This is a genomic window from Geodermatophilus sp. SYSU D00766, assembly GCF_054049915.1.
Genome location: NZ_JBJGYI010000003.1, coordinates 26,163 through 48,660, shown reverse-complemented (window position 1 = coordinate 48,660; position 22,498 = coordinate 26,163). Strand labels below are relative to the sequence as shown.

General features: G+C 76.9%; 28 protein-coding genes and 1 pseudogene. 23 read left to right on the top strand and 6 right to left on the bottom strand.

What is annotated here, in order from left to right; translation table 11 throughout:
• Positions 1-3 precede the first annotated feature (3 nt).
• A complete protein-coding gene (gene mobA / locus ACI8AD_RS03730) occupies positions 4-606 on the bottom strand; it encodes a molybdenum cofactor guanylyltransferase (protein ID WP_456869212.1) in 603 nt (200 codons plus the stop codon).
• Between the two features lie 41 nt (positions 607-647).
• On the opposite strand from mobA, the gene fdhD reads away from it, so the two are divergent.
• Complete coding sequence (gene fdhD, locus ACI8AD_RS03725; RefSeq protein ID WP_456869211.1) at positions 648-1,478, top strand: formate dehydrogenase accessory sulfurtransferase FdhD; 831 nt, start codon at positions 648-650, stop codon at positions 1,476-1,478.
• Between the two features lie 61 nt (positions 1,479-1,539).
• Here the strand turns inward: fdhD and ACI8AD_RS03720 are convergent, their stop codons facing one another.
• From ACI8AD_RS03720 to moeA, 3 genes are read right to left on the bottom strand one after another with little or no spacing between them, the layout of a single operon-like run.
• Positions 1,540-2,046, bottom strand: coding sequence for a MogA/MoaB family molybdenum cofactor biosynthesis protein (locus ACI8AD_RS03720; protein ID WP_456869210.1), 507 nt, complete (start codon positions 2,044-2,046; stop codon positions 1,540-1,542).
• Positions 2,034-2,504, bottom strand: a complete 471-nt coding sequence (gene moaC, locus ACI8AD_RS03715) for a cyclic pyranopterin monophosphate synthase MoaC (RefSeq protein WP_456869209.1) — start codon at positions 2,502-2,504, stop codon at positions 2,034-2,036. Before moaC ends, ACI8AD_RS03720 begins: the two co-directional genes overlap by 13 nt.
• Entirely contained in the window at positions 2,501-3,694 is a 1,194-nt protein-coding gene (gene moeA / locus ACI8AD_RS03710; RefSeq protein ID WP_456869208.1) for a molybdopterin molybdotransferase MoeA, read from the bottom strand. The genes moaC and moeA overlap by 4 nt, the downstream gene beginning before the upstream one ends.
• Before the next feature lie 155 nt (positions 3,695-3,849).
• On the opposite strand from moeA, the gene ACI8AD_RS03705 reads away from it, so the two are divergent.
• The 9 genes from ACI8AD_RS03705 (at position 3,850) to ACI8AD_RS03665 (ending at position 12,993) form a co-directional block, all read left to right on the top strand.
• A complete protein-coding gene (locus tag ACI8AD_RS03705) occupies positions 3,850-4,335 on the top strand; it encodes a beta-class carbonic anhydrase (protein WP_456869207.1) in 486 nt (161 codons plus the stop codon).
• A 175-nt stretch (positions 4,336-4,510) separates the two neighbouring features.
• Positions 4,511-4,954 carry a 50S ribosomal protein L13 gene (rplM, locus tag ACI8AD_RS03700; protein WP_456869206.1) on the top strand — a complete coding sequence of 148 codons (444 nt, stop codon included), beginning with the start codon at positions 4,511-4,513 and terminating at the stop codon, positions 4,952-4,954.
• Entirely contained in the window at positions 4,951-5,373 is a 423-nt protein-coding gene (gene rpsI, locus ACI8AD_RS03695) for a 30S ribosomal protein S9 (RefSeq protein ID WP_456869205.1), read from the top strand. The genes rplM and rpsI overlap by 4 nt, the downstream gene beginning before the upstream one ends.
• A gap of 11 nt (positions 5,374-5,384) precedes the next feature.
• Positions 5,385-6,728: a phosphoglucosamine mutase gene (gene glmM / locus ACI8AD_RS03690; RefSeq protein ID WP_456869204.1), complete on the top strand. Its 1,344-nt coding sequence runs from the start codon at positions 5,385-5,387 to the stop codon at positions 6,726-6,728.
• An 86-nt stretch (positions 6,729-6,814) separates the two neighbouring features.
• A complete protein-coding gene (glmS, locus tag ACI8AD_RS03685) occupies positions 6,815-8,689 on the top strand; it encodes a glutamine--fructose-6-phosphate transaminase (isomerizing) (RefSeq protein WP_456869203.1) in 1,875 nt (624 codons plus the stop codon).
• Between the two features lie 143 nt (positions 8,690-8,832).
• Positions 8,833-9,207 carry a holo-ACP synthase gene (locus ACI8AD_RS03680; protein WP_456869202.1) on the top strand — a complete coding sequence of 125 codons (375 nt, stop codon included), beginning with the start codon at positions 8,833-8,835 and terminating at the stop codon, positions 9,205-9,207.
• Positions 9,204-10,658 (top strand): NAD(P)H-hydrate dehydratase, encoded by a 1,455-nt coding sequence (locus ACI8AD_RS03675; protein ID WP_456869201.1) that lies wholly within the window; start codon positions 9,204-9,206, stop codon positions 10,656-10,658. Before ACI8AD_RS03680 ends, ACI8AD_RS03675 begins: the two co-directional genes overlap by 4 nt.
• On the top strand, positions 10,655-11,785 hold the full coding sequence (alr, locus tag ACI8AD_RS03670; RefSeq protein WP_456869200.1) for an alanine racemase: 1,131 nt from the start codon (positions 10,655-10,657) through the stop codon (positions 11,783-11,785). Before ACI8AD_RS03675 ends, alr begins: the two co-directional genes overlap by 4 nt.
• A complete protein-coding gene (locus tag ACI8AD_RS03665) occupies positions 11,785-12,993 on the top strand; it encodes an alpha/beta fold hydrolase (RefSeq protein WP_456869199.1) in 1,209 nt (402 codons plus the stop codon). Before alr ends, ACI8AD_RS03665 begins: the two co-directional genes overlap by 1 nt.
• Here ACI8AD_RS03665 and ACI8AD_RS03660 read toward each other — a convergent pair.
• Positions 12,990-13,577, bottom strand: a complete 588-nt coding sequence (locus ACI8AD_RS03660) for a TIGR04222 domain-containing membrane protein (RefSeq protein ID WP_456869198.1) — start codon at positions 13,575-13,577, stop codon at positions 12,990-12,992. The two genes, ACI8AD_RS03665 and ACI8AD_RS03660, sit on opposite strands and share 4 nt — an antisense overlap.
• Before the next feature lie 69 nt (positions 13,578-13,646).
• On the opposite strand from ACI8AD_RS03660, the gene ACI8AD_RS03655 reads away from it, so the two are divergent.
• The 11 genes and pseudogenes from ACI8AD_RS03655 to ACI8AD_RS03605 form a co-directional block, all read left to right on the top strand.
• Positions 13,647-14,276: a uracil-DNA glycosylase gene (locus ACI8AD_RS03655; RefSeq protein ID WP_456869197.1), complete on the top strand. Its 630-nt coding sequence runs from the start codon at positions 13,647-13,649 to the stop codon at positions 14,274-14,276.
• Entirely contained in the window at positions 14,273-14,728 is a 456-nt protein-coding gene (gene tsaE / locus ACI8AD_RS03650) for a tRNA (adenosine(37)-N6)-threonylcarbamoyltransferase complex ATPase subunit type 1 TsaE (RefSeq protein ID WP_456869196.1), read from the top strand. Before ACI8AD_RS03655 ends, tsaE begins: the two co-directional genes overlap by 4 nt.
• The gene (locus ACI8AD_RS03645) at positions 14,725-15,414 is read left to right on the top strand and encodes a haloacid dehalogenase-like hydrolase (RefSeq protein ID WP_456869195.1); all 690 of its coding nucleotides are present in this window, start codon (positions 14,725-14,727) and stop codon (positions 15,412-15,414) included. The genes tsaE and ACI8AD_RS03645 overlap by 4 nt, the downstream gene beginning before the upstream one ends.
• A 62-nt stretch (positions 15,415-15,476) precedes the next feature.
• Entirely contained in the window at positions 15,477-15,983 is a 507-nt protein-coding gene (locus ACI8AD_RS03640; RefSeq protein ID WP_456869194.1) for a GNAT family N-acetyltransferase, read from the top strand.
• Entirely contained in the window at positions 15,984-16,103 is a 120-nt protein-coding gene (locus ACI8AD_RS03635) for an NUDIX domain-containing protein (RefSeq protein WP_456869193.1), read from the top strand.
• An 11-nt stretch (positions 16,104-16,114) separates the two neighbouring features.
• Complete coding sequence (locus ACI8AD_RS03630) at positions 16,115-16,348, top strand: hypothetical protein (RefSeq protein ID WP_456869192.1); 234 nt, start codon at positions 16,115-16,117, stop codon at positions 16,346-16,348.
• A gap of 11 nt (positions 16,349-16,359) precedes the next feature.
• A complete protein-coding gene (gene tsaB, locus ACI8AD_RS03625; protein ID WP_456869191.1) occupies positions 16,360-16,998 on the top strand; it encodes a tRNA (adenosine(37)-N6)-threonylcarbamoyltransferase complex dimerization subunit type 1 TsaB in 639 nt (212 codons plus the stop codon).
• Entirely contained in the window at positions 16,995-17,441 is a 447-nt protein-coding gene (rimI, locus tag ACI8AD_RS03620; RefSeq protein WP_456869190.1) for a ribosomal protein S18-alanine N-acetyltransferase, read from the top strand. The genes tsaB and rimI overlap by 4 nt, the downstream gene beginning before the upstream one ends.
• Positions 17,438-18,472: a tRNA (adenosine(37)-N6)-threonylcarbamoyltransferase complex transferase subunit TsaD gene (gene tsaD / locus ACI8AD_RS03615; protein WP_456869189.1), complete on the top strand. Its 1,035-nt coding sequence runs from the start codon at positions 17,438-17,440 to the stop codon at positions 18,470-18,472. Before rimI ends, tsaD begins: the two co-directional genes overlap by 4 nt.
• Before the next feature lie 32 nt (positions 18,473-18,504).
• Positions 18,505-18,627, top strand: a complete 123-nt coding sequence (locus ACI8AD_RS03610; RefSeq protein WP_456869188.1) for a nuclear transport factor 2 family protein — start codon at positions 18,505-18,507, stop codon at positions 18,625-18,627.
• 21 nt (positions 18,628-18,648) lie between these two features.
• Positions 18,649-18,873 (top strand): annotated as a pseudogene (locus ACI8AD_RS03605) (nuclear transport factor 2 family protein); the annotation flags it as partial.
• Positions 18,874-18,884: 11 nt separating this feature from the next.
• Here ACI8AD_RS03605 and ACI8AD_RS03600 read toward each other — a convergent pair.
• On the bottom strand, positions 18,885-20,093 hold the full coding sequence (locus ACI8AD_RS03600; protein WP_456869187.1) for a THUMP-like domain-containing protein: 1,209 nt from the start codon (positions 20,091-20,093) through the stop codon (positions 18,885-18,887).
• A 182-nt stretch (positions 20,094-20,275) separates the two neighbouring features.
• On the opposite strand from ACI8AD_RS03600, the gene groES reads away from it, so the two are divergent.
• Together groES and groL are read left to right on the top strand one after the other, a co-directional pair.
• Positions 20,276-20,584: a co-chaperone GroES gene (gene groES / locus ACI8AD_RS03595; protein ID WP_456869186.1), complete on the top strand. Its 309-nt coding sequence runs from the start codon at positions 20,276-20,278 to the stop codon at positions 20,582-20,584.
• Between the two features lie 103 nt (positions 20,585-20,687).
• Positions 20,688-22,328 carry a chaperonin GroEL gene (groL, locus tag ACI8AD_RS03590; protein ID WP_456869185.1) on the top strand — a complete coding sequence of 547 codons (1,641 nt, stop codon included), beginning with the start codon at positions 20,688-20,690 and terminating at the stop codon, positions 22,326-22,328.
• Positions 22,329-22,498: the final 170 nt, after the last annotated feature.

The following is a 22,498-nucleotide window of genomic DNA, read 5'->3' as shown; positions in this document are numbered from 1 at the left end:
CGGTCACCCCCAGCCCAGTTCGCCGGCGGCCGCGCGGGCACGGGCGAGGTCGGCGGGGGTGTCGCAGTCGGTCCACGGCGGCGGCGTGCCGGGCCGCCGGCCGGGCCGGTGACGGGTGACCGACAGCGCGGCCAGCACCCGGCGCACCGGCACGGGACCGCGCGCGCCGGCGAGGGCGCGCCGCAGCGCCGCCGTCCGCCAGATCCCCAGCAGGTACTGGTCGCGGCCGGCGTCGTCGACGACGAGGACGCCGTCGCCGGTGAGCAGCCCGCGCAGCTCCCGGACCAGCGCGGGGGTCACGAACGGCAGGTCGCCGGCGAGGACCGCGACCACGTCGGTGTCGACGGCGGCGACGCCGGTGCGCATCGCGGCGACCGGGCCGCCGCCGGGCGGCTGCTCGCGCACCACGACGACGTCGTCGGGCACCGGCTGCGGTGGGCCGACGACGACCCGCGGGCCGGCGTCGGCGACGGCGTCGAGCACGGCGGCCAGCATCGTGCGGCCGCCGACCAGCAGCTGCGGCTTGGCCCGGCCGCCGAGCCGGGCCGCGCGGCCGCCGGCGAGCACCACCGCCGCGTAGGGCGGGAGCGGGTCCGCTGCGGTCACGGAGCGACCGTAGGGGTCGGGCCTGGGTACCGTCGCTGATCGTGGGACGAGTCACCAGCCGCACCCCCGTGCTGCGCATCCGGGGCCCCGTGCGCACCACCCGGCCCGACACGGTGGCCGCGGAGGAGCCGCTGGAGATCCGGCTGGACGGCACGCCGCTGGCGGTCACCATGCGCACGCCCGGCGCGGACTTCGACCTGGTGCACGGCTTCCTGGCCACCGAGGGGGTCATCGGGGGAGTCGAGGACGTCGCCGGGTTGCGCTACTGCAACTCCGTCGACGACGAGGGCCGCAACACCTACAACGTCGTCGACGTCGACCTGGCCGCCGGCGTCGAGGCGCCGGCCACCGCGCTGGACCGGAACTTCCTCACCTCGAGCTCCTGCGGCGTCTGCGGCAAGGCGAGCATCGACGCGATCCGCACCCGCACCCGCCACGACGTCGCCGCCGACGCCACCCGGCTGGAGCTGGCGACCCTGCTGGCGATGCCCGACCGGCTGCGCGCGGCGCAGGAGGTGTTCAGCAGGACCGGCGGGCTGCACGCCGCGGGGCTGTTCACCGCCGACGGTGAGCTGGTGGCGCTGCGCGAGGACGTCGGGCGGCACAACGCGGTGGACAAGGTGGTCGGCGACGCGGTGCGCGCGGGCCGGCTGCCGCTGTCCGGGCACGTGCTCATGGTCAGCGGGCGGGCGAGCTTCGAGCTGACCCAGAAGGCGGCGATGGCCGGGATCCCGGTGCTGGCCGCGGTGTCGGCGCCGTCGTCGCTGGCGGTGGAGCTGGCCGCCGACGTGGGCATCACGCTGGTCGGCTTCCTGCGCGGCGACGGCTGCAACGTCTACACCCGCTCCGACCGCCTCGTCCTGCCCGACTGACGCCGAGCGGGTGCGCCCACGCCGCGCTCCCGGGCCGGGAACACGGCGCCGGCGCACACGCTCAGGGCCGCGGGTGGTCGCCGCCGCGCAGCTGGGACACCACGTGGGGGAGGAGCGGCCCCAGCACCGCCAGCCCGTCGCGCACGCCGCCGGTCGAGCCGGGCAGGTTGACGATCAGCGTCCGCCCCGCGGTGCCGGCGACGCCGCGGGAGAGCACCGACGTCGGCACCTCCCCCTCTCCGTAGCGGCGCACCGCCTCGGCCAGCCCCGGCGCGTCCCGCTCGACCACCGCACGGGTGGCCTCGGGCGTGACGTCGGTGGGGGACAGCCCGGTGCCGCCGGTGGTGAGGACGACGTCGGCCCCGGACGCGACCGCCTCGCGGAGGACGGCGACCAGCGCGTCGACGTCGTCGGGGCGCACGTGCGGCCCCTCCACAGCGAACCCGAGCTCGCGCAGCCCCTCGGCCAGCACCTGCCCGCTGCGGTCGTCGTAGACGCCGGCCGAGGCCCGGTTGGAGGCGGTGACGACGACGGCCCGCGCGCCCTCGGGGAGGGTCACCGCCGCCACTCCCCGCTCCTGCCGCCGGACTTGGCCAGCAGCCGCACGTCGGTGATCGCGGCCCGCGGGTCCACGGCCTTGACCATGTCGATCACCGTGAGCCCGGCGACGGCGACCGACGTCAGCGCCTCCATCTCCACGCCGGTGCGGTCGGCGGTGCGCGCGGTCGCGGTGATCTCGACGGCGTCGTCGGCGACGGTCACGTCCACCGTCACGCCGTGCAGCGCGATCGGGTGGCACAGCGGGACGAGGTCCGGCGTCCGCTTGGCCCCGGCGATGCCGGCGATCCGCGCGACGGCCACCGCGTCGCCCTTGGGGACCCCCTCGCCGCGCAGCAGCGCCACCACCTCGGGGCTGACCAGCACCCGCCCGGCGGCGGTGGCCTCGCGGGCGGTGACGGGCTTGGCGGAGACGTCGACCATGCGGGCGGCGCCCGTCTCGTCGACGTGCGTCAGCCGGTCGCTCACTGCAGTGCTCCTTCGATCAGGACGACGTCGACCGCAGCGCCGGCGGGCAGCTCGGTGACGTCCTCGGGGACGACGACCAGGCAGTTGGCCCGGGCGAGGTGGGCGACCAGGTGCGAGCCGGGCCCGCCCACCTGGGAGACGCGGCCGGCGTCGTAGCGACCGCGCAGGAACTGCCGCCGCCCGGCAGGGGAACGCAGCGGCGCGGTGAGCTCGGCGGGCGCCCGCAGCCGGCCGGGGGCGGCGTGGCCGAGCGCCCGGCGCAGGGCGGGGCGGACGAAGACCTCGAAGGACACGAACGAGCTCACCGGGTTCCCCGGCAGCGTCACCACCGGGACGCCGTCGACGGTGCCCGCGCCCTGCGGCCCGCCGGGCTGCATCGCCACCTTGACGAACTCGACGGTGCCCAGCGTGCCGAAGGCGTCCTTGACCACCTCGTAGGCACCGGCGCTCACCCCGCCGCTGGTGACCAGCAGGTCGGCGTCGGCCAGCTCGGCGCGCACGGTGGCGAGGAACTGGTCGACGTCGTCGGGGACGAAGTGCAGCCGCCGGGCGGTGCCGCCGGCGTCCTCGACCGCCGCGCACAGCAGCAGCGAGTTGGACTCGTAGACCTGCCCGGGCAGCAGCGGCTCGCCCGGCTCCACCAGCTCGCTGCCGGTGGACAGCACCAGCACCCGCGGCCGGCGGCGCACCCACAGCGTGCGCGCCCCGACGGCGGCGGCCAGGCCGAGCTGCGCGGCCCCGAGGGGGCTCCCGGCCTCCAGCGCCACGGTGCCGGCGGTGATGTCCTCCCCGGCCCGGCGCAGGTGGGTGCCGGCGGTGGGGGCGTCGCGGATCTCGACGACGTCGGTGGCGGCGTCGGTGAGCTCGACGGGCACGACGACGTCGGCGCCGGGCGGCAGCAGCCCGCCGGTCATGATCCGCTGCACGGTCCCCGGGGCGAGCGGGAGCACGCCGGTGCGGCCGGCCGGGATGTCGTCGGCGACGGGGAGCCGGACGGGGAGCGCCGCGACGTCCGCCGAGCGGGCGGCGTAGCCGTCCATCGCCGAGTTGTCGAAGCCGGGCAGCGGGACGGCGGCGGGCACGTCGCGGGCGAGCACGCGCCGGTGCGCCGCGGCCACCGGCACCTCCTCCTCGCCGAGGGGCGCGAGCAGGGCGGCCACCACCGCCTGGTGTTCCTCGACCGTGCGCACCCGGTCATCCTGGCCGATGGCCGCGGACCCGGCTGGCGGGCCCGTCGACCCGGGTCGCGCGTGCCCGCCGGTCCGCGGCATAGGAAGCTCTTCCCGGGTCCGCGCGCCGCAGACGTGCGGAGAGCTTCCTGTGCCTGCACGAGAGGGGTGCCGACGTGGCCGAGTACGAGCGGATGCTGGCCGCCAACGAGGAGTGGGCGCGACGCTTCCCGGGCGAGCTGCCCGTGGCGCCGGCGCGCAAGGTCGCCGTGGTCGCCTGCATGGACTCCCGGATGCCGCTGTTCCCGCTGTTGGGGCTCGACGTGGGCGACGCGCACGTCATCCGCAACGCCGGCGGGGTGGTCACCGACGACACCATCCGCTCGCTGACGATCTCCCAGCACCTGCTGGGGACCCGGGAGATCGTCCTGGTCCACCACACCGACTGCGGGCTGCAGAAGACCGACGACGCCGCCTTCGCCGACCTCGTCGAGCAGGCCACCGGCGCCCGCCCGCCGTGGCCGGCCCGCACCTTCAGCGACCCCGACGACGACGTCCGCGAGTCGATCCGGCTGCTGCAGGAGAGCCCGTTCCTGCTGTCGAAGGACGTCTGCGGCACCGTCTACGACGTCTCCACCGGGCAGCTGCGCCGGGTGGGCTGAGCCCGGTCGCCGCCCGCCGCGGGCTCCCGGGCGGCCGGCCGGCCGCGGCGGACCGGCTGGTATCGTCGTCGGCTGGTGCGCGGCCGCTGGCTGGTGCGCGCGCGCCGCTCCGTCTCCCGTGCTCGGTGAGGCGATCCCACCAGCCGCCCCGACGACGACGGAGGACACGAGCGCCGTGCGCACGTACTCACCCAAGCCCGGCGAGGTCGACCGGGTCTGGCACGTCATCGACGCCACCGACGTGGTGCTCGGTCGACTCGCCAGCCAGATCGCGACCCTGCTGCGCGGCAAGCACAAGCCCCAGTTCGCACCGCACGTGGACGTCGGCGACTTCGTCGTCGTCGTGAACGCAGGCAAGGTCGCCCTGACCGGCTCCAAGCGGGACCAGAAGACCGCCTACCGGCACTCCGGCTACCCGGGCGGCCTGCGGGCCATCAACGTCGGCGACCAGATCCGCACGCACCCCGACCGGGTCGTCGAGCGCGCCGTCAAGGGCATGCTGCCGCACAACAGCCTCGGCCGGCAGATGCTCAAGAAGCTGAAGGTGTACGCGGGCCCCGAGCACCCGCACGCCGCCCAGCAGCCGAAGACCTTCGAGATCAAGCAGGTGGCCCAGTGACCACGCCCGTGACGACCGTGACCGACGCCGAGGGGCGTCCCGTCCAGACCGTCGGCCGGCGCAAGGAGGCCGTCGTCCGCGTGCGGCTCGTGCCCGGCACCGGCCAGTTCCAGCTCAACGGCCGTACCCTCGAGCAGTACTTCCCGAACAAGGTGCACCAGCAGCTGGTCCGCGAGCCGCTGGTGACCCTCGAGAAGGCCGAGCAGTACGACGTCGTCGGCCTGCTCAAGGGCGGCGGCGTCACCGGCCAGGCCGGCGCGCTGCGCCTGGCGATCGCCCGCGCCCTCATCGAGGTCGAGGCCGAGGACCGTCCCGCCCTGAAGAAGGCCGGCTTCCTCACCCGCGACGCGCGGGTCAAGGAGCGCAAGAAGTACGGCCTGAAGAAGGCCCGCAAGGCGCCTCAGTACTCGAAGCGCTGACCGGCACCGCCGTGGGTCGCCTCTTCGGGACCGACGGCGTCCGGGGTCGGGCCAACGCCGACCTCACGCCGGAGCTCGCCCTCTCGGTGGCCCGCGCGGCCGCCGGTGTGCTCGCCGACCGCGACGGGACCTCGCGTCCCGTCGCGGTCGTCGGCCGTGACCCCCGCGCCAGCGGGGAGATGCTCGAGGCCGCCGTGGTCGCGGGCCTGGCCAGCGCGGGCGCCGAGGTGCTCCGCGTGGGCGTGCTCCCGACCCCGGCCGTCGCCTTCCTCACCGCCGGGACCGGCGCCGACCTCGGCGTCATGATCTCGGCGAGCCACAACCCGATGCCCGACAACGGCATCAAGCTGTTCAGCCGCGGCGGCCACAAGCTGCCCGACGCGGTCGAGGCGGCGATCGAGTCGACCGTGCTCGCCGGCGACGCGGCCGGCCACCGGCCCGTCGGGGCCGAGATCGGGCGGGTCCGCGACCTGCCCGGCGGCGCCGCCGACTACGCCGCCCACCTGCTGGCCACGCTGCCCGCGCCCGTCGCGGGGCTGCGGCTGGTCGTCGACTGCGCGCACGGCTCGGCGGCCACCTGCGCGCCGGACGTCTACCGCCGCGCCGGCGCCGAGGTCACCGTCATCGGCGGCGAGCCCGACGGCCGCAACATCAACGACGGCGTCGGCTCGACCCACCTGGGCCCGCTGACGCAGGCCGTGCGGGAGACCGGCGCCGACCTCGGCATCGCCCACGACGGCGACGCCGACCGCTGCCTGGCCGTCACCGCCACCGGCGAGGTCGTCGACGGCGACGCGATCCTCGCCGTCTGCGCGCTCGGCCTCAAGGAGCGCGGCGCGCTGGCGCAGGACACCGTCGTCGCCACCGTGATGAGCAACCTCGGCTTCCACCACGCCATGCGCGACGCCGGCATCGGGGTGCACACCACCGCCGTCGGCGACCGCTACGTGCTCGAGGCGCTGCGCGCCCGCGGGTTGTCCCTCGGCGGGGAGCAGAGCGGCCACCTGGTCTTCCTCGACCACGCCACCACCGGCGACGGCCTGCTCACCGGGCTGGCGCTGCTCTCGCGCATGTCGGTCACCGGGGCGCCGCTGGCCGAGCTCGCCGCGGTGGTGCAGCGCCTGCCGCAGACGCTGGTCAACGTGCCGGTCCGCGACCGCATCGCCGTCGTGGAGAGCGACACCGTCGCCGCCGCGGTCAACGCCGCCGAGGAGGAACTCGGCGACGACGGCCGGGTGCTGCTGCGCCCCTCGGGCACCGAGCAGCTGGTGCGGGTGATGGTCGAGGCGCCCACCCAGGAGCACGCCGACGCCGTCGCCCGGCGCCTCGCCGAGGTCGTCGCCGCCGTCGGCTGACAGCCGGTGAGGCGGCTGGGACGGCCGGTGCGTCTCACACCTCGGAGGGACGGATCGGTCCACCTCCGCCGGTACCCTCGGTGCACATGTGCGGCATCGTCGGCTACGTCGGCCCCAAGAACGCCCTGGACGTCGTCCTCGAGGGCCTGCGGCGGCTGGAGTACCGGGGCTACGACTCCGCGGGCGTGGCCGTCCGCGTGGGCGGCCCGGACTCCGGGGAGCTGGCCACGGCCAAGAAGGCCGGCAAGCTCGCCAACCTCGAGAAGGTGCTGGCCGACGCGCCGCTGCCCGAGTCCACGATCGGCATCGGGCACACCCGGTGGGCCACCCACGGGGGCCCCACCGACCGCAACGCCCACCCGCACCTGTCCGCCGACGGCCGGGTGGCCGTGATCCACAACGGGATCATCGAGAACTTCGCCGCGCTGCGGGCCGAGTGCGAGGCCGCCGGCGTCGAGATGCGCTCGGAGACCGACACCGAGGTCGTGTCCCACCTGCTGGCCGCCGCCTACGAGCGGCAGCCCGAGGGCGCCGGCCGGCTGGCCGAGGCGATGCGCGCGGTCAGCCGCCGGCTGGAGGGTGCGTTCACCCTGGTCGCCGCGCACGCCGACGAGCCCGACACGCTGGTCGCCTCCCGCCGCAACAGCCCGCTGGTCGTCGGCGTGGGCGACGGCGAGTACTTCCTCGGCTCCGACGTCGCCGCGTTCATCGCGCACACCCGCGAGGCCCGCGAGCTCGGCCAGGACCAGGTCGTCGAGATCGACCGCACCCGCGGGCTGACCGTCACCGACTTCGACGGCGCCCCGGCCGAGCCCACCGCCTACACCGTCGACTGGGACGCCGCGGCCGCCGAGAAGGGCGGTCACGACTGGTTCATGCTCAAGGAGATCGCCGAGCAGCCGCACGCCATCGCCGACACCCTGCTCGGGCGGCTCGGCGACGAGGGCGAGCTGGTCCTCGACGAGGTGCGGCTGTCCGACCAGGACCTGCGCGACGTCGACAAGGTCTTCGTCGTCTCCTGCGGCACCAGCTACCACGCCGGGCTGATCGCCAAGTACGCGATCGAGCACTGGACCCGCATCCCGGTCGAGGTCGAGGTGGCCAGCGAGTTCCGCTACCGCGACCCGGTGCTGGACCGCTCGACGCTGGTCGTCGTCATCAGCCAGTCCGGCGAGACGATGGACACCCTCATGGCGCTGCGCCACGCCAAGGACCAGAAGGCCCGCGTGCTGGCCATCTGCAACGTCAACGGCTCGACGATCCCGCGCGAGTCCGACGCCGTGCTCTACACGCACGCCGGCCCGGAGATCGCCGTCGCCTCGACGAAGAGCTTCCTGGCGCAGATCGTCGCCTGCTACCTCGTGGGCCTGTTCCTCGCCCAGGTGCGCGGCATCAAGTACGCCGACGAGGTCGCCGCGATCGTCTCCGAGCTGCAGAAGCTGCCCGAGGCCGTCGAGCAGGTGCTCACCCAGATGGAGCCGGTGCGCGAGCTCGGCCGCTCGCTGGCCGACGCCGACACCATCCTGTTCCTCGGCCGGCACGTGGGCTTCCCGGTGGCCCTCGAGGGCGCGCTCAAGCTCAAGGAGCTCGCCTACATCCACGCCGAGGGCTTCGCCGCCGGTGAGCTCAAGCACGGCCCGATCGCGGTGATCGACGAGGGCACGCCGGTCGTCGTCATCGCGCCGTCGCCGCGGGGCCGCAGCCTGCTGCACGGCAAGGTGGTCTCCAACATCCAGGAGGTCCGCGCCCGCGGCGCCCGCACGATCGTGATCGCCGAGGAGGGTGACGAGGACGTCGTCCCCTACGCCGACCACCTCATCCGCGTGCCCCGGACGCCGACCCTGCTCGCGCCGGTGGTGACCACGGTGCCGCTGCAGATCCTCGCCTGCGAGATCGCCGACACCCGCGGCTTCGACGTCGACCAGCCGCGCAACCTGGCCAAGAGCGTCACCGTCGAGTGAGGCCGCGCGCCGGGATCAGGTGACCTGATCGTGGGGCGTCCTCCCGCACGGTGCACCGCGAGGGAGGACGCGCTGCGGTGCGGGAGGACGCGCTGCGGTGGGCTAGGACGGCGGACGGGGCAGCGGCACGGCAGACTGACCCGGTGATCGTCGGGGTCGGGATCGACGTGGTCCCCGTGACCCGCTTCGCCGAGTCGCTGGTCCGCACCCCGGGCCTGCGCGACCGGCTGTTCACCGAGGCCGAGCAGACCACCCCGCGCGGCACCGAGCGCAGCGCCGAGTCGCTCGCCGCGCGGTTCGCCGCGAAGGAGGCGGTGGCCAAGACGCTCGGCGCGCCGGGAGCGCTGCGCTGGCACGACGTCGAGGTGACCGTCGGCGACCACGGCCGGCCGCACCTGGCCGTCCGCGGCACGGTCGCCGCCCGGGCCGCGGAGCTGGGCATCACCCGCTGGCACCTGTCCCTGAGCCACGACGGCGGGATCGCCTCGGCGGTGGTCGTCGGCGAGGGGGCGCCGTGATCGGCCTGTCCACGGTCGCCGAGGTGCGCGCCGCGGAGGACGTGCTGCTCGCCGCCACCCGCGAGGGCGCGCTCGTGCAGCGCGCCGCCACCGGACTGGCCACCGTCTGCCTGCGCCTGCTCGGCCGGGCCCACGGCACCCGCGCCACGCTGCTCGTCGGCGGCGGCAACAACGGCGGCGACGCGCTGTTCGCCGGCGCGCACCTGGCCGCCCGCGGCGCCCGCGTCACCGCCGTCCTCCTCGACCCCGCCCGCGCCCACCCCGCCGGCCTGGCCGCGCTCCGCCGCGCCGGCGGGCGGGTGACCGGCCCCGACGGCGACGACGGGCTCGACCGCGCCGACCTCGTCCTCGACGGCATCGTGGGCATCGGCGGCCGCGGCGGGCTGCGCCCCGGGGCGGCGCGGCTGGCGCAGCGGGCCGCCACCGGACCCGGGCTGACGGTCGCCGTCGACGTCCCCAGCGGCGTCGACGCCGACACCGGTGCGGTCGAGGGCGCGGCCTTCCCCGCGCTGCACACGGTCACCTTCGGCGCGGTCAAGCCCGGGCTGGTCGTCGGGGAGGGGCGCGGCTACGCCGGCACGGTGCACCTGGTCGACATCGGCCTCGGCCCCCACCTCGCGCCCGCCCGCGCCCACCAGCTCACCGACGCCGACGTCGCCGTCCACCTGGAGCCACCGGGGCCGAGCGACGACAAGTACTCCCGCGGCGTGGTCGGCGTCGTCGCCGGCTCGGCGGCCTACCCCGGCGCCGGCGTGCTGTGCACCGGGGCGGCGCTGCGGACGCGCTGCGGCCTGGTCCGCCACGCCGGCCCCGCGGGCGACGCCGTGCGCGCGGCCTGGCCGGAGGTGATCGTCACCGACGGCGGACCCGGCGAGGCCGGCCGGGTGCAGGCCTGGGTGGTCGGCCCCGGCGCGGGCACCGACGACGACGCCCGCCGCGTGCTCGCCGAGGTGCTCGCCACCGACCTGCCCGTCGTGGTCGACGCCGACGCGCTGACGCTGGCCGCCCGCGAGCCGGAGCTGGTCCGGGGGCGGAGCGCGCCCACCGTGCTCACCCCGCACGACCGCGAGTTCGCCCGCTTCGGCGAGCCGGTGGGCGCCGACCGGATCGGCAGCGCCCGTCGGCTGGCCGCCGACCTCGGCGCCGTCGTCCTGCTCAAGGGCGACGCGACCGTCGTCGCCGCCCCCGACGGGACGGCGTTCGTCAACGCGACCGGCACGTCGGACCTGGCCACCGCCGGCAGCGGCGACGTCCTGTCCGGGATCCTCGGCTCGCTGCTGGCCACCGGTGCGCGCGCCGCCGAGGCCGCCGCGGCCGCCGCGCACCTGCACGGCCGCGCCGGTCAGGTCGCCGCCCAACGGGGCCCGATCGTGGCCGGCGACCTGGTGCGGCGGCTCCCCGAGGCGGTGCAACGGGTCCGCGGTCCCGGCCTGGGACACTCGGGGGTGTGAACACACCCCGGGCCGAGGTGGTCGTCGACCTCGACGCGATCGCGGCGAACACCGCCGCGCTGCGCGAGCGGGTCGGCCGGCCGCTCATGGCCGTGGTCAAGGCCGACGGCTACGGGCACGGCCTGGTGCCCGCCGCGCGCGCGGTCCTCGCCGGCGGCGCCGACGCCCTCGGCGTCGCCGTGCTGGAGGAGGCGCTGGCGCTGCGCGCCGCCGGGGTGGCCGCGCCGCTGCTGGCCTGGCTGCACACGCCGGGCACCGACTTCGCCCCCGCCCTGGCCGCCGAGGTCGAGGTGTCGGTCAACGCGGAGTGGGGGCTCGCCGCGGTGGTCGACGCCGCCCGCGCCACCGGCCGCACCGCCCGGCTGCACCTGTTCGTCGACACCGGCCTGTCCCGCGAGGGCGCCACGATGGCCGACTGGCCCGGCCTGGTCGCCGCGGCCGCCCGCGCGCAGGACGCCGGCGAGGTCGAGGTCGTGGGGCTGTGGAGCCACATGGCCTACGCCGACGCCCCCACCCACCCCACGATCGGCGCCCAGGTGCGCCTGTTCGACGAGGCCGTCGACCTCGCCCGCGCCGCCGGGCTCGACGGCCGCCGGCACCTAGCCAACTCCGCGGCCACGGTGGCGCTGCCCGGCACCTGGTACGACATGGTCCGCCCCGGGATCGCCCTCTACGGCCTCGACCCGCTCGGCGGCGACCCCGCCGTCCACGGCCTGCGGCCGGCGATGACGGTGCGGGCGAGGGTCGCGCTGACCAAGCGGGTGGCGGCCGGCGCCGGCGTCTCCTACGGGCACACCTACGCGGCGGCCACCGACACCACCCTGGCGCTGGTGCCGGTCGGCTACGCCGACGGCGTCCCGCGGGCCGCCGGCAACCGCGCGCCGGTGCTCGCCGGCGGCGCCCAGCGCGTCATCGCCGGGCGGGTGTGCATGGACCAGTTCGTCCTCGACGTCGACGACGCCGCAGTGGCGCCGGGCGACGCGGTGGTCCTGTGGGGTCCCGGCGACGGCGGCGAGCCCACCGCGCAGCAGTGGGCCGACGCGCTCGACACCATCCACTACGAGCTGGTCACCCGGGTCGGCGGGCGCTTCACCCGCCGGTACGTCGGGTCGGCGGGGGCGGTCTGATGGCACGCGGCACCGGCACGGCACGACCCGGGCTGGCCGGGGCGCTGGAGCGGCACCCGGCCGTCGGGGTCGCCGGCGCCGTCGTCGGTCTGGCGGCGGCCACCACCGCCGTCGGCGTCGCCGTGGCCCGGATCGCCACCCGCCGGGTGCGCGCGGAGCGGCTCGCGCCGGGCGGCGCGCTCCCCGAGGGCGCCAGCGACGCGCAACTGCGCGAGGACGACCCGCTCGGCCCGGCCTCGCGGCAGGCCGACCGCACCGCGCTGGTCCAGGCCGACGACGGCGTGCTGCTCGCGGTGGAGGAGGTCGGCCCGCTCGACGCGCCGCTGACCGTCGTCTTCGTGCACGGCTACACGCTGTCGATGGCGTCGTGGACCTTCCAGCGGCGGGCGCTGGGCGCCGAGCTGGCCACCGCCAACGGTCACCGGCCCGCGGCCCGGCTGGTCTTCTACGACCACCGCGGCCACGGCGCCTCCTCGCGCGGGCCGGCGGAGAACTCCACCATCGAGCAGCTCGCCCGCGACCTCGCCACGGTGCTGGAGACGCGGGTGCCCACCGGGCCGGTCGTGCTCGTCGGCCACTCCATGGGCGGGATGACCGTCATGGGCCTGGCCGACCTCGCCCCGGAGCTGTTCGGCACGAAGGTGGCCGGGGTGGCGCTGGTGTCGACGTCGAGCGGCAACCTCGCCGACCTCGACTTCGGCCTGCCGGAGTTCCTGACCCGCGTGCGGGCCGCGGTGCTCCCGGTCGCGGCCTGGACGATGCGGCGCCGGCCGGCCTTCGCCGAGCGCACCCGCCGGCTGGCCGCCGACGTCGTCTCGGCGGCCACCTGGTCGCTGTCGTTCGCCTCCACCGACGTCGACCCGCGGCTGGGCCGCTACGTCGACGCGATGATCGCCGGCACCCCGGTCGACGTGATCGCGGAGTTCTACCCGGCGCTGGCCGGCCTCGACCAGACCGGTGCCCTCGCGCCGCTGCGGCGGGTGCCCACGCTGGTGCTCACCGGGGACGCGGACTCGATGATCCCGCCGGCGCACAGCGACACCCTCGTCGAGCTGCTCGGCGGGGAGGGCCCGACCGTCGAGTACGTCGTCGTGGCCGACGCCGGGCACCTCGTGCCGCTGGAGAAGCCCGAGGAGGTCACCCGCGCGCTGGGCCGGCTGGTGCGCCGGGTGGCGGCGGAGACCGCGGGCCGGGTCCCGGGAGCCTAGAGCCGGCCGTCGGCCCCGCGGGCCAGCAGCCGGTCGCGGGTCCGCTGGGCGACGTCGCAGCCGTCGGCGTAGGAGAGCACCCACGGGGAGACCCCGCTGCCGGCCAGCACCGGCCGGCGCGGCGGCTCCAGCACCGCCGCGCGCAGCTCGGGGTCGGTCAGCCGCTCCCGGCCGTCGAGCGCGACGTGCAGCACCGGCCCGACGTCGGCCGCGCGGGCCCGCTCGAGCACCTGGCGCCCCGCCGCGGTCAGCCGTCCGAAGCGACCGAGCAGCCGCCGGCCGCGCAGCCACCGGGCGATGCCGGTGACCCGCTCGTCGGCCAGCGCCCGCCACCGCACCGTCTCCACCGAGCGGCGCCCCCGGCCGCCGACGGCGTCGAGGACGGCGGCCTCGACCGGGTGGCGCCGCCGCGGGTCGACCACCTGCAGCTCCCCGGGGGCTACCGCGCGGACCCGGCCGGTGACGACCAGCGCCACCAGGGCGGTGTCGACCACCCGGTGCGGGCCGCCGGCGAGACAGGCGACGTCGTAGACGTCCGGCTGCTGCGTCATGGCGGCTCCTCCCGGCGCGGGGGCTCGGGCCAACGGTGACAGGACGCGGGCGGGCGCGGAAGCCCCCGGGCTCCGCCCGCCCGCCCGCCGTAGGGTCGGGCCGTGGCCGCCCCCCGTCCGCCCCGGTCCGACGCCACCGCCGAGGAGGTCGCCCGCACCGCCGCCGCGGCCGCCGACTGGGCCGCGCTGGCCGCGGCCGCCACGCCCTGCGTCGCCTGCCCCGAGCTGGCCGCCAGCCGCCAGCACGTCGTCGTCGGCGACCCCCCGGCGCGCGGGCGGGCGCGCTTCGCGCTGGTCGGCGAGGCGCCGGGCGCGACCGAGGACGGCACCGGCCGGCCCTTCGTCGGGAAGTCCGGGCAGCTGCTGGACCTGCTGCTCGCCGAGGCCGGGCTGGACCGCGCCGAGGCCGCCGTCCTCAACGTCGTCAAGTGCCGCCCACCGGGCAACCGCACGCCGAGGACGCCGGAGGTCGCCCGCTGCAGCGGCTGGCTGCGCCGGCAGCTGCAGCTGCTCGACCCGCCGGTCGTGGTGGCCCTCGGGCTGTCGTCGGCGAAGTGGTTCCTCGGGCCGAGGACCGTGCTCGGCGAGGCCCGCGGCCGCCCGCACGACGTCGACGGCCGCGCCGTCTGGGCCACCTACCACCCCTCGGCGGCCATCCGCTTCGGCCCGAACGGGGCGCCCCGCGCCGGGCTGCTGGCCGACCTGACCTCCGTCGCGGCGAGCCTGCGGTGAGGCGCGCGCACGTCCTGCCCACGGTCGAGGACACCCGGGCGCTGGGCGCGGCGCTGGCCGCCGTCGTCCGGCCCGGCGACCTCGTGGTGCTCACCGGCCCGCTGGGCGCCGGCAAGACCGCGCTCACCCAGGGCCTGGGCGCCGCCCTGGGGGTCGCCGAGCCGGTCACCTCGCCCACGTTCGTCATCGCCCGCGTGCACCGGGGTGGGCGGCTGCCGCTGGTGCACGTCGACGCCTACCGCCTCGGCGCGGCCGCCGACGTCGACGACCTCGACCTCGACGCCTCCACCGAGGAGTCGGTGACCGTCGTCGAGTGGGGCGCCGGGCTGGTCGAGCAGCTCGCCGACGAGCACCTGGAGGTCCGCCTGGACCGCCGCGACGACGACGTCCGCACCGCCGTCCTCGTCCCGCGCGGCCCCGGCTGGGAGACCCGGCTCGACGGCGACCGGTGACCGCTGCCGGCCGGCGGCAGACCGTCGTCGTCGACCTGGACGGCACGCTCGTCGCCGGGGACTCCTTCGGCGCCTTCCTCCGCTCCCTGCTGGCGGGGCACCCCCTGCGGCTGGCCGCGGCGCTGCTCACCGCGCCGGTGTGGCTGCCGGCGCTCGCGCTCGGTCCGGTGCGCGTGTCCGCTGAGCGCTGGCTCGTGTGGCTGGCCGCGGTGGGCCTGGACGCCGAGGCCTTCGCCGCGGCCGCCCGTTCGTTCGCCGGGGAGCACGCCGGCGTCGCGGGCGGTCGCGCCGCCGTGGCCGCGGTCGCCCGGCTCCGCGGGCACCTCGACCGTGGCGACAGGGTCGTCGTGGCCACCGCCTGCCCCGTGCCGCTGGCGGTCGAGGTGTGCCGGGTCATCGGGCTGGGCGAGGTCGAGGTGGTCGCCTCCGACCTGCGCCGCACGCGCTGGGGCCTGCCGTCCCGCACGGTCCCCGCGCGGGGTCGGGGCAAGCTGCAGGCGCTGCGGGCCGCCGGGGTCGCGCTGCCGGTGGACCACGCCTACTCCGACAGCGCCTCGGACCTGCCGCTGCTGCGTGCCGCCCGCGTCCCGCACGTCGTGGACCCCACGCCGCGGGACCTGGCCCGGCTGCGGCGGGAGCTCGGCGCGGACGTCGACCTGCTGCGCTGGGCGCAGCGCCGGGCGTGAGGGGACGACCGACGGCCGCCTCGCCGGGGCGGCGCCCGACCGGCAGGACTAGCCTCGCGGCCGTGCTCCGGGTCGAGGTGCTGGCCCTGTCCGGCCCGGTGTTCGCCGCCCTGGCCGACGGCGACCTCCCTGCGGCGAACGCGGCGAGCCCGGTGCCGTTGCCGCCGGCCTTCGCCGATCCCGACTGGGCGCCGGTGTGGCGGATGCGGGCCGCGCAGGTGGCCGCCGACCCCGCGGTGGCCGAGTGGGTGACCGGCGTGGTCTGGGACCCCGACCGGCGGCTGGCCGTCGGCCGCGCCGGGTTCCACGGCCCGCCCGACGAGCGCGGCACGGTCGAGATCGGCTACGCCGTGCTGCCCGAGCACCGGCGCCGCGGGTACGCGCGGGCCGCGCTGGTGGCGCTGCTCGACCGCGCCCGCGCGGACCCGGCCGTGCGGGTGGTCCGGCTCTCGATCGCCCCGGACAACGTCGCGTCGCAGGCCGTGGCGCGGCCGTTCGGCTTCGTCGAGGTGGGCCGGGAGGTCGACCCCGACGACGGCCTCGAGATCGTCTACGAGGTCGGCGTGTGAGTGGCCCGCCGCTGGTACCCCGACGCGTGGGACTTCCCGGGCGGGCACCTCGAGCCGGGGGAGGACGAGCCGGCCGCGCCGGCCCGGGAGCTGTCCGAGGAGCTCGGCGTGACCCGCTGAAGGCCGACCGGGTGCCGGCCGTCGAGGACGCGGACCTGCACCTCGCGCTGTGGGCGGTGCGCGCCTGGGACGGCGAGCCGCGCAACCTGCAGCCCCACGAGCACGACGAGCTGCGCCGGGTGACCGCCGCGGACCTCCCGCGGCTGCACCTGGCCCACCCCGCCTGGGCCGACGTCGTCCGCCGGCCGGCCGCGCGACCGGCACCTGACCGCCGTCGTCCGGAGCCGGGACACCCGCGCGACTAACCTCGACGGTCGTGCTCGTCCTCGCCCTCGACACCGCGACCCCCACGCTGGTCGCCGGCGTCGCCCGCCGCTCCGCCGCAGGGGACGCCGAGGTCCTCGCCGAGCGCGCCGTCCCCTCGGGCAACCGGCACGCCGAGCTGCTGGTCCCCACCGTGCGGGAGGTGCTCGCGGCGGCCGGCCTCGCGCTCGCCGACGTCGACGCCGTCGTCGCCGGGCTGGGCCCCGGGCCGTTCACCGGGCTGCGGGTCGGGGTGGTCACCGCCGCGGCGCTCGCCGACGCGCGCGGCGTCCCGGCGGTCGGCGTGTGCTCCCTGGACGCCGTGGGGTCGGGAGCGCGCACGGTGGTCACCGACGCCCGGCGCAGGGAGGTCTACTGGGCCACCTACGACGCCGGGGGTGCGCGGGTGGACGGGCCCGGCGTCGTCCGTCCCGAGGACGCGGACCTCAGCGGGCCGCTGGTCGGCGACCCGCGGTTCGCCGAGCCGCTGGGCGCCCCGGTGGAGCCGGCCGAGGTGACCACGGCCGGCCTGCTGCGCGCCGCGGCCGGGCCGCTGGCCGACCCCGCGTCGGCCGGGCCGCTCGTGCCGCTCTACCTGCGCCGCCCCGACGCCGTCCCGCCGACGTCGTTCAAGCCGGTGACCAGCGCATGACGGCGCGGCTGCGGCCGATGCGGCTGGCCGACCTCGACGCCGTCCTGGCGCTGGAGGAGGAGCTCTTCGCACCCGACACCTGGACCCGCGCGATGTACCGCGACGAGCTGGCCCGCACCGACACCCGCCACTACCTGGTCGCCGAGGACGGCGGGACCGTCGTCGGTTACGCGGGGCTGATCACCTACGACGACGAGGCGCACGTCGCGACCATCGGCGTCGCCCGCGACCGGCAGGGCGAGGGCATCGGGGCGCTGCTGCTCGACGCCCTGCTCACCGAGGCCGACCGCCGCAGCCCGGTGGTGCTGCTGGAGGTCCGCGCCGACAACGAGGTGGCGCAGGGGCTCTACCGGCGGCGCGGGTTCACCGAGATCGGCCGGCGCCCGCGCTACTACCAGCCGAGCAACACCGACGCCGTCGTGATGAAGAGGGAACTGCTGTGACCGAGCCGCTGGTGATCGGCTTCGAGACCTCCTGCGACGAGACCGGCGTCGGCGTCGTCCGGGGGCACACCCTGCTCGCCGACGCGCTGGCCACCTCGATCGCCGAGCACGAGCGCTTCGGCGGCGTCGTACCGGAGATCGCCTCCCGGGCGCACCTGGAGGCGATGGTCCCGACCGTGCACCGCGCGCTGGCCGAGGCCGGGGTGGCGCCGTCCGACGTCGACGCCGTCGCCGTCACCGCCGGGCCCGGGCTGACCGGTGCGCTGCTGGTCGGGCTGGCCGCGGCCAAGGCGTACGCGCTGGCGCTGGACAAGCCGCTGTACGGGGTGAACCACCTCGCCGCGCACGTCGCCGTCGACGAGCTGCAGCACGGCCGGCTGGCCGAGCCGTCGCTGGCGCTGCTGGTCTCCGGCGGGCACAGCTCGCTGCTGCTGGTGCCCGACCTCGCCCGCGAGGTCACCCCGCTGGGCCGCACGATCGACGACGCCGCCGGCGAGGCGTTCGACAAGGTCGCGCGGGTGCTCGGCATGCCCTTCCCCGGCGGCCCGCCGATCGACCGCGCGGCCCGCGAGGGCGACCCGGCCGCCATCGACTTCCCGCGCGGCCTCACCGGCCCCCGCGACGCGCCCTACGACGTCAGCTTCTCCGGGCTGAAGACCGCCGTCGCGCGCTGGGTCGAGGCCCGCCGCCGGGCCGGGGAGCCGGTGCCGGTGGCCGACGTCGCGGCGTCGTTCCAGGAGGCGGTGGCCGACGTGCTCACCGCCAAGGCGGTGCGCGCCTGCCGCGACCACGGCGTGGACCACCTGGTGCTCGGCGGGGGAGTGGCGGCCAACTCGCGGCTGCGGGCGCTGGCCGAGGAGCGCTGCGCCGCGGCCGGGATCGTGCTGCGGGTGCCCAGCCCCAGGCTGTGCACCGACAACGGCGCGATGGTCGCCGCGCTCGGGTCGCGGCTGGTCGCGTCGGGCGTCGCGCCGTCCGAGCCCGACCTCGGCGCCGACAGCAGCCTGCCGGTCGACGTCGTCAGCCGCTGACCCGGCGGCTGCGCGCGAGCACACTGCCGCGCATGACCGACGAGGCAGCGCTCCGGGAGCTCGTGGCCGCCCTCAACGCGCACGATCTCGACCGGATCATGGGGTTCTTCACCGACGACTGCGTGCTGGAGACCCCCCGCGGGGCCGATCCGTGAGGCACGCGCTTCAGCGGCCCGGCCGCCGTACGGGAGGGGCTGGCGGCCCGGTTCAGCGGCATCCCGGACGTCCACTACGGCGAGGACGAGCACTGGACCTGCGGGGACCACGCGGTCTCGCGGTGGCTGCTCACGGGCACGACGACGGCGGGGGAGGAGGTCCGGGTGCGCGGGTGCGACCTGTTCGACCTCGCCGACGACGGCCGCATCCGGCGCAAGGACTCGTACTGGAAGATCGTCGGTTAGGCCGACCGCGCCTATCCGTGTCCGGTGCCGCAGACGAGCGCGGTGGGGGCGCCGGCCACCCGGGTGACGACGACGGTCGCGGTGCCGGCGCCCGGACCGCGGAGCTGCCGGGCGAGCGTCTCGGGCTCGATCGGCGACCCGCGCTTCTTCACCACGACCCGGCCCACCCCGCGGGCCCGCAGCAGTGCGCGCAGCCTCTTGAGGTTGAACGGCAGCACCTCGTCGACCCGGTACGAGGTGACCCAGGGGGAGTCGGCCGGGGCGGCGGAGGTCAGGTAGGCGATCGTCGGGTCGACCAGCGTCGCCCCGAGGTCGGCGGCCACCAGGGACACCATGCCCGAGCGGATGACGGCGGGGTCGGGCTCGTGCAGCCAGCCGCCGGCCGGTCCGGTGGCGGCCGGTCCCGGGTCGGCGTCGGCGGTGAGCTCGTGGACGGCGTCGTCGCGGACCACCGTCGCCCGCCGCCAGGTGGCCGAGACGGCGCGGCCCCACAGCAGCGCCTCGACGATCGACCCGCGCACCGACACCCACTCGGCCTCGATCCCCTCGGGCACCCGCCCGTGGTCGAGCCCGGGCGCCACCTTGACCACCGACCGCGGCACCCGCTCGAGCAGGGCCGCCACCGTCGACCACGGCGGCGACCAGCGGTCGGGGTCGAGCTGCCGTCGTCCGCCGGCCCGCCGGGCGGGGTCGAGGACGGCGGCGCCGCAGCCGGCGACCTCACCACCGCGGGCGGCCTCCACCAGCTCGACGACGTCGCCGGCCACCACCCACACGTCGTCGGCCACGCCGAGCGCCGCCGCGTTGGCGGCGGTGAGCTCCCGCGCCACCGGGTCGCGGTCGACGGCCAGCACCCGCGCCCCGGCCCGGGCCAGCGCGATCGTGTCCGTGCCGGCCGCGCAGCCGAGGTCGGCCGCGGCGTCGGTGCCGTCGGCGAGCAGCCGGGCGGCGCGGCGGGCGGCGAGCTCGGGCCGGCCGGCCTGCTCCAGGGTGCCGGCGGTGAGGAACAGCCGGTCGGCGTCGGCGCCGAACACCGGCCTGGCCCGCGCCCGCAGCCGGGCCAGCTCCCACGCCGGCCCGGCCAGCTCCGGGCCGACCTCGGCGCGCAGCCGGGCCACGCCGGCCAGGACGTCGACCCCCTCGGCCAGCAGCGCGGCGGCCCGGGCCGTGGCCGCCGCGCCCTCCGGGGTGCGGAGGCGGACCAGGTCGTCGGCGGGCACCGGGCCAGCCTCCCCCAGGGCCGGGTCGCCCGGGCGGCGGACCCGGTTGAGGGGCTGGCACTCTCGTGGGTAGAGTGCCAATCGACACGGGCAGGCGCCTGACCCCCGCGACGGCAGGCCCGGCCCCCGTGCCACAGCATGTGAGACCACCAGCCGTCCGATCCCGAAGGGGGCGTCACCCCGTGACGACCGCTACCAAGGTCACCATCAAGCCGCTCGAGGACCGCGTCGTCGTCCAGGCCAACGAGGCCGAGACCACCACCGCCTCCGGCCTGGTCATCCCGGACACCGCCAAGGAGAAGCCGCAGGAGGGCACGGTCGTCGCCGTGGGCCCCGGCCGCATCGACGACAACGGCAACCGCGTCCCGCTCGACGTCAACGTCGGCGACGTCGTCATCTACTCGAAGTACGGCGGCACCGAGGTCAAGTACGCCGGCGAGGAGTACCTGGTGCTCTCCGCCCGCGACCTGCTCGCCGTCGTGGAGAAGTGACCTCGCTCCACCAGCACTGACCGACCGCCCCGGGCGACCCGACTCCCTCGGGCCCCGGGGCGGTCGTCGTCTCCCCCGCAGCGACCCTGATCGGAAGGGCCCCATGGCCAAGATCATCAAGTTCAACGAGGACGCCCGCCGCTCGCTCGAGCGCGGCGTCGACAAGCTCGCCGACGCCGTCAAGGTGACCCTCGGCCCGCGCGGGCGCAACGTCGTCCTCGACAAGAAGTTCGGCGCCCCGACCATCACCAACGACGGCGTCACCATCGCCCGCGAGGTCGAGCTCGAGGACCCCTACGAGAACCTCGGCGCCCAGCTGGCCAAGAACGTCGCGACCAAGACCAACGACGTCGCCGGCGACGGCACCACCACCGCCACCGTGCTGGCCCAGGCGCTGGTCAAGGAGGGCATGCGCAACGTCGCCGCGGGCGCCAACCCGATGGCGCTCGGCCGCGGCATGCGCGCCGCCGTCGACGCGGTCTCGGCCGCCCTCGACGAGGTCGCCACCCCGGTCGAGGAGCAGGACGCCATCGCCGGCGTCGCGACCATCTCCGCCCAGGACGCCGAGGTCGGCGCCCTGATCGGCGAGGCGATGGAGAAGGTGGGCAAGGACGGTGTGATCACCGTCGAGGAGAGCTCCACCATGTCGACCGACCTCGACGTCACCGAGGGCGTGCAGTTCGACAAGGGCTACCTCTCGCCCTACTTCATCACCGACCAGGAGGCGATGGAGGCCGTCCTCGAGGACGCGCTCGTCCTGCTCGTGCAGGGCAAGATCGGCGCGCTGGCCGACCTGCTGCCGCTGCTGGAGCAGGTGCTCGGCAACGGCGCCCGCCCGCTGCTGATCGTCGCCGAGGACGTCGAGGGCGAGGCGCTGTCCACCCTCGTCGTCAACTCCATCCGCAAGACGATCCGCGTCGTCGCGGTCAAGTCGCCCTACTTCGGCGACCGCCGCAAGGCCTTCATGACCGACCTCGCCATCGTCACCGGCGGCCAGGTGGTCAGCGAGGACGTCGGCCTCAAGCTCGACCAGGTCGGCCTCGAGGTGCTCGGCACCGCCCGGCGGGTGACCGTCACCAAGGACACCACCACGATCGTCGACGGCGGCGGCACGGCCGGCGCGATCGGCGACCGGGTCGCCCAGATCCGCCGCGAGATCGAGTCCACCGACTCCGACTGGGACCGCGAGAAGCTGCAGGAGCGGCTGGCCAAGCTCGCCGGCGGCATCGGCGTGATCCGGGTCGGCGCGGCCACCGAGGTCGAGCTCAAGGAGCGCAAGCACCGCATCGAGGACGCCATCGCCGCCACCCGCGCCGCGGTGGAGGAGGGCGTCGTCCCCGGCGGTGGCTCCGCGCTGGTGCACGCCGCCGCCGCGGTCGACGCGCTGGAGCTCTCCGGCGACGAGCTGACCGGCGCCCGCTCGGTGCAGCGCGCGCTGGAGGCCCCGCTGGCCCGCATCGCCGACAACGCCGGCTTCGAGGGCCGCGTCGTCGTCAGCAGGGTCCGCGACCTCGGTGCCGGCCAGGGCTTCAACGCCGCGACCGGCGAGTACGGCGACCTGGCCGCCCAGGGCGTCATCGACCCGGTCAAGGTCACCAAGGCCGCGCTGGGCAACGCCGCGTCGATCGCCGCGATGGTGCTCACCACCGACTCCGCCGTCGTCGAGGCGCCGGAGGAGGAGGAGCACGCGGGGGCCGGGCACCACACCCACGGCCACTCGCACGGGCACGGCCACAGCCACTGACGCGGGGGGCGCGCCACGATCAGGGGACCTGATCGTGGCGCGTCCTCCCTCACGGCCCACCGTGGGGGAGGACGCCGCGCGGTGAGGGAGGACGCCCGTCGACGGGCGGTCGCGCACACACGACGGAGGGCCGGTCCCGCAGCTGCTGGACCGGCCCTCCGGTGTCTGAG

What these genes read in the sequence shown, in the direction of transcription:
- ACI8AD_RS03610 (WP_456869188.1), top strand. Translation starts at nt 18,505, where the DNA reads ATGACCGACGAGGCAGCGCTCCGGGAGCTCGTGGCCGCCCTCAACGCG.
- groL (WP_456869185.1), top strand. Translation starts at nt 20,688, where the DNA reads ATGGCCAAGATCATCAAGTTCAACGAGGACGCCCGCCGCTCGCTCGAG.
- rimI (WP_456869190.1), top strand. Translation starts at nt 16,995, where the DNA reads ATGACGGCGCGGCTGCGGCCGATGCGGCTGGCCGACCTCGACGCCGTC.
- glmS (WP_456869203.1), top strand. Translation starts at nt 6,815, where the DNA reads ATGTGCGGCATCGTCGGCTACGTCGGCCCCAAGAACGCCCTGGACGTC.
- ACI8AD_RS03665 (WP_456869199.1), top strand. Translation starts at nt 11,785, where the DNA reads ATGGCACGCGGCACCGGCACGGCACGACCCGGGCTGGCCGGGGCGCTG.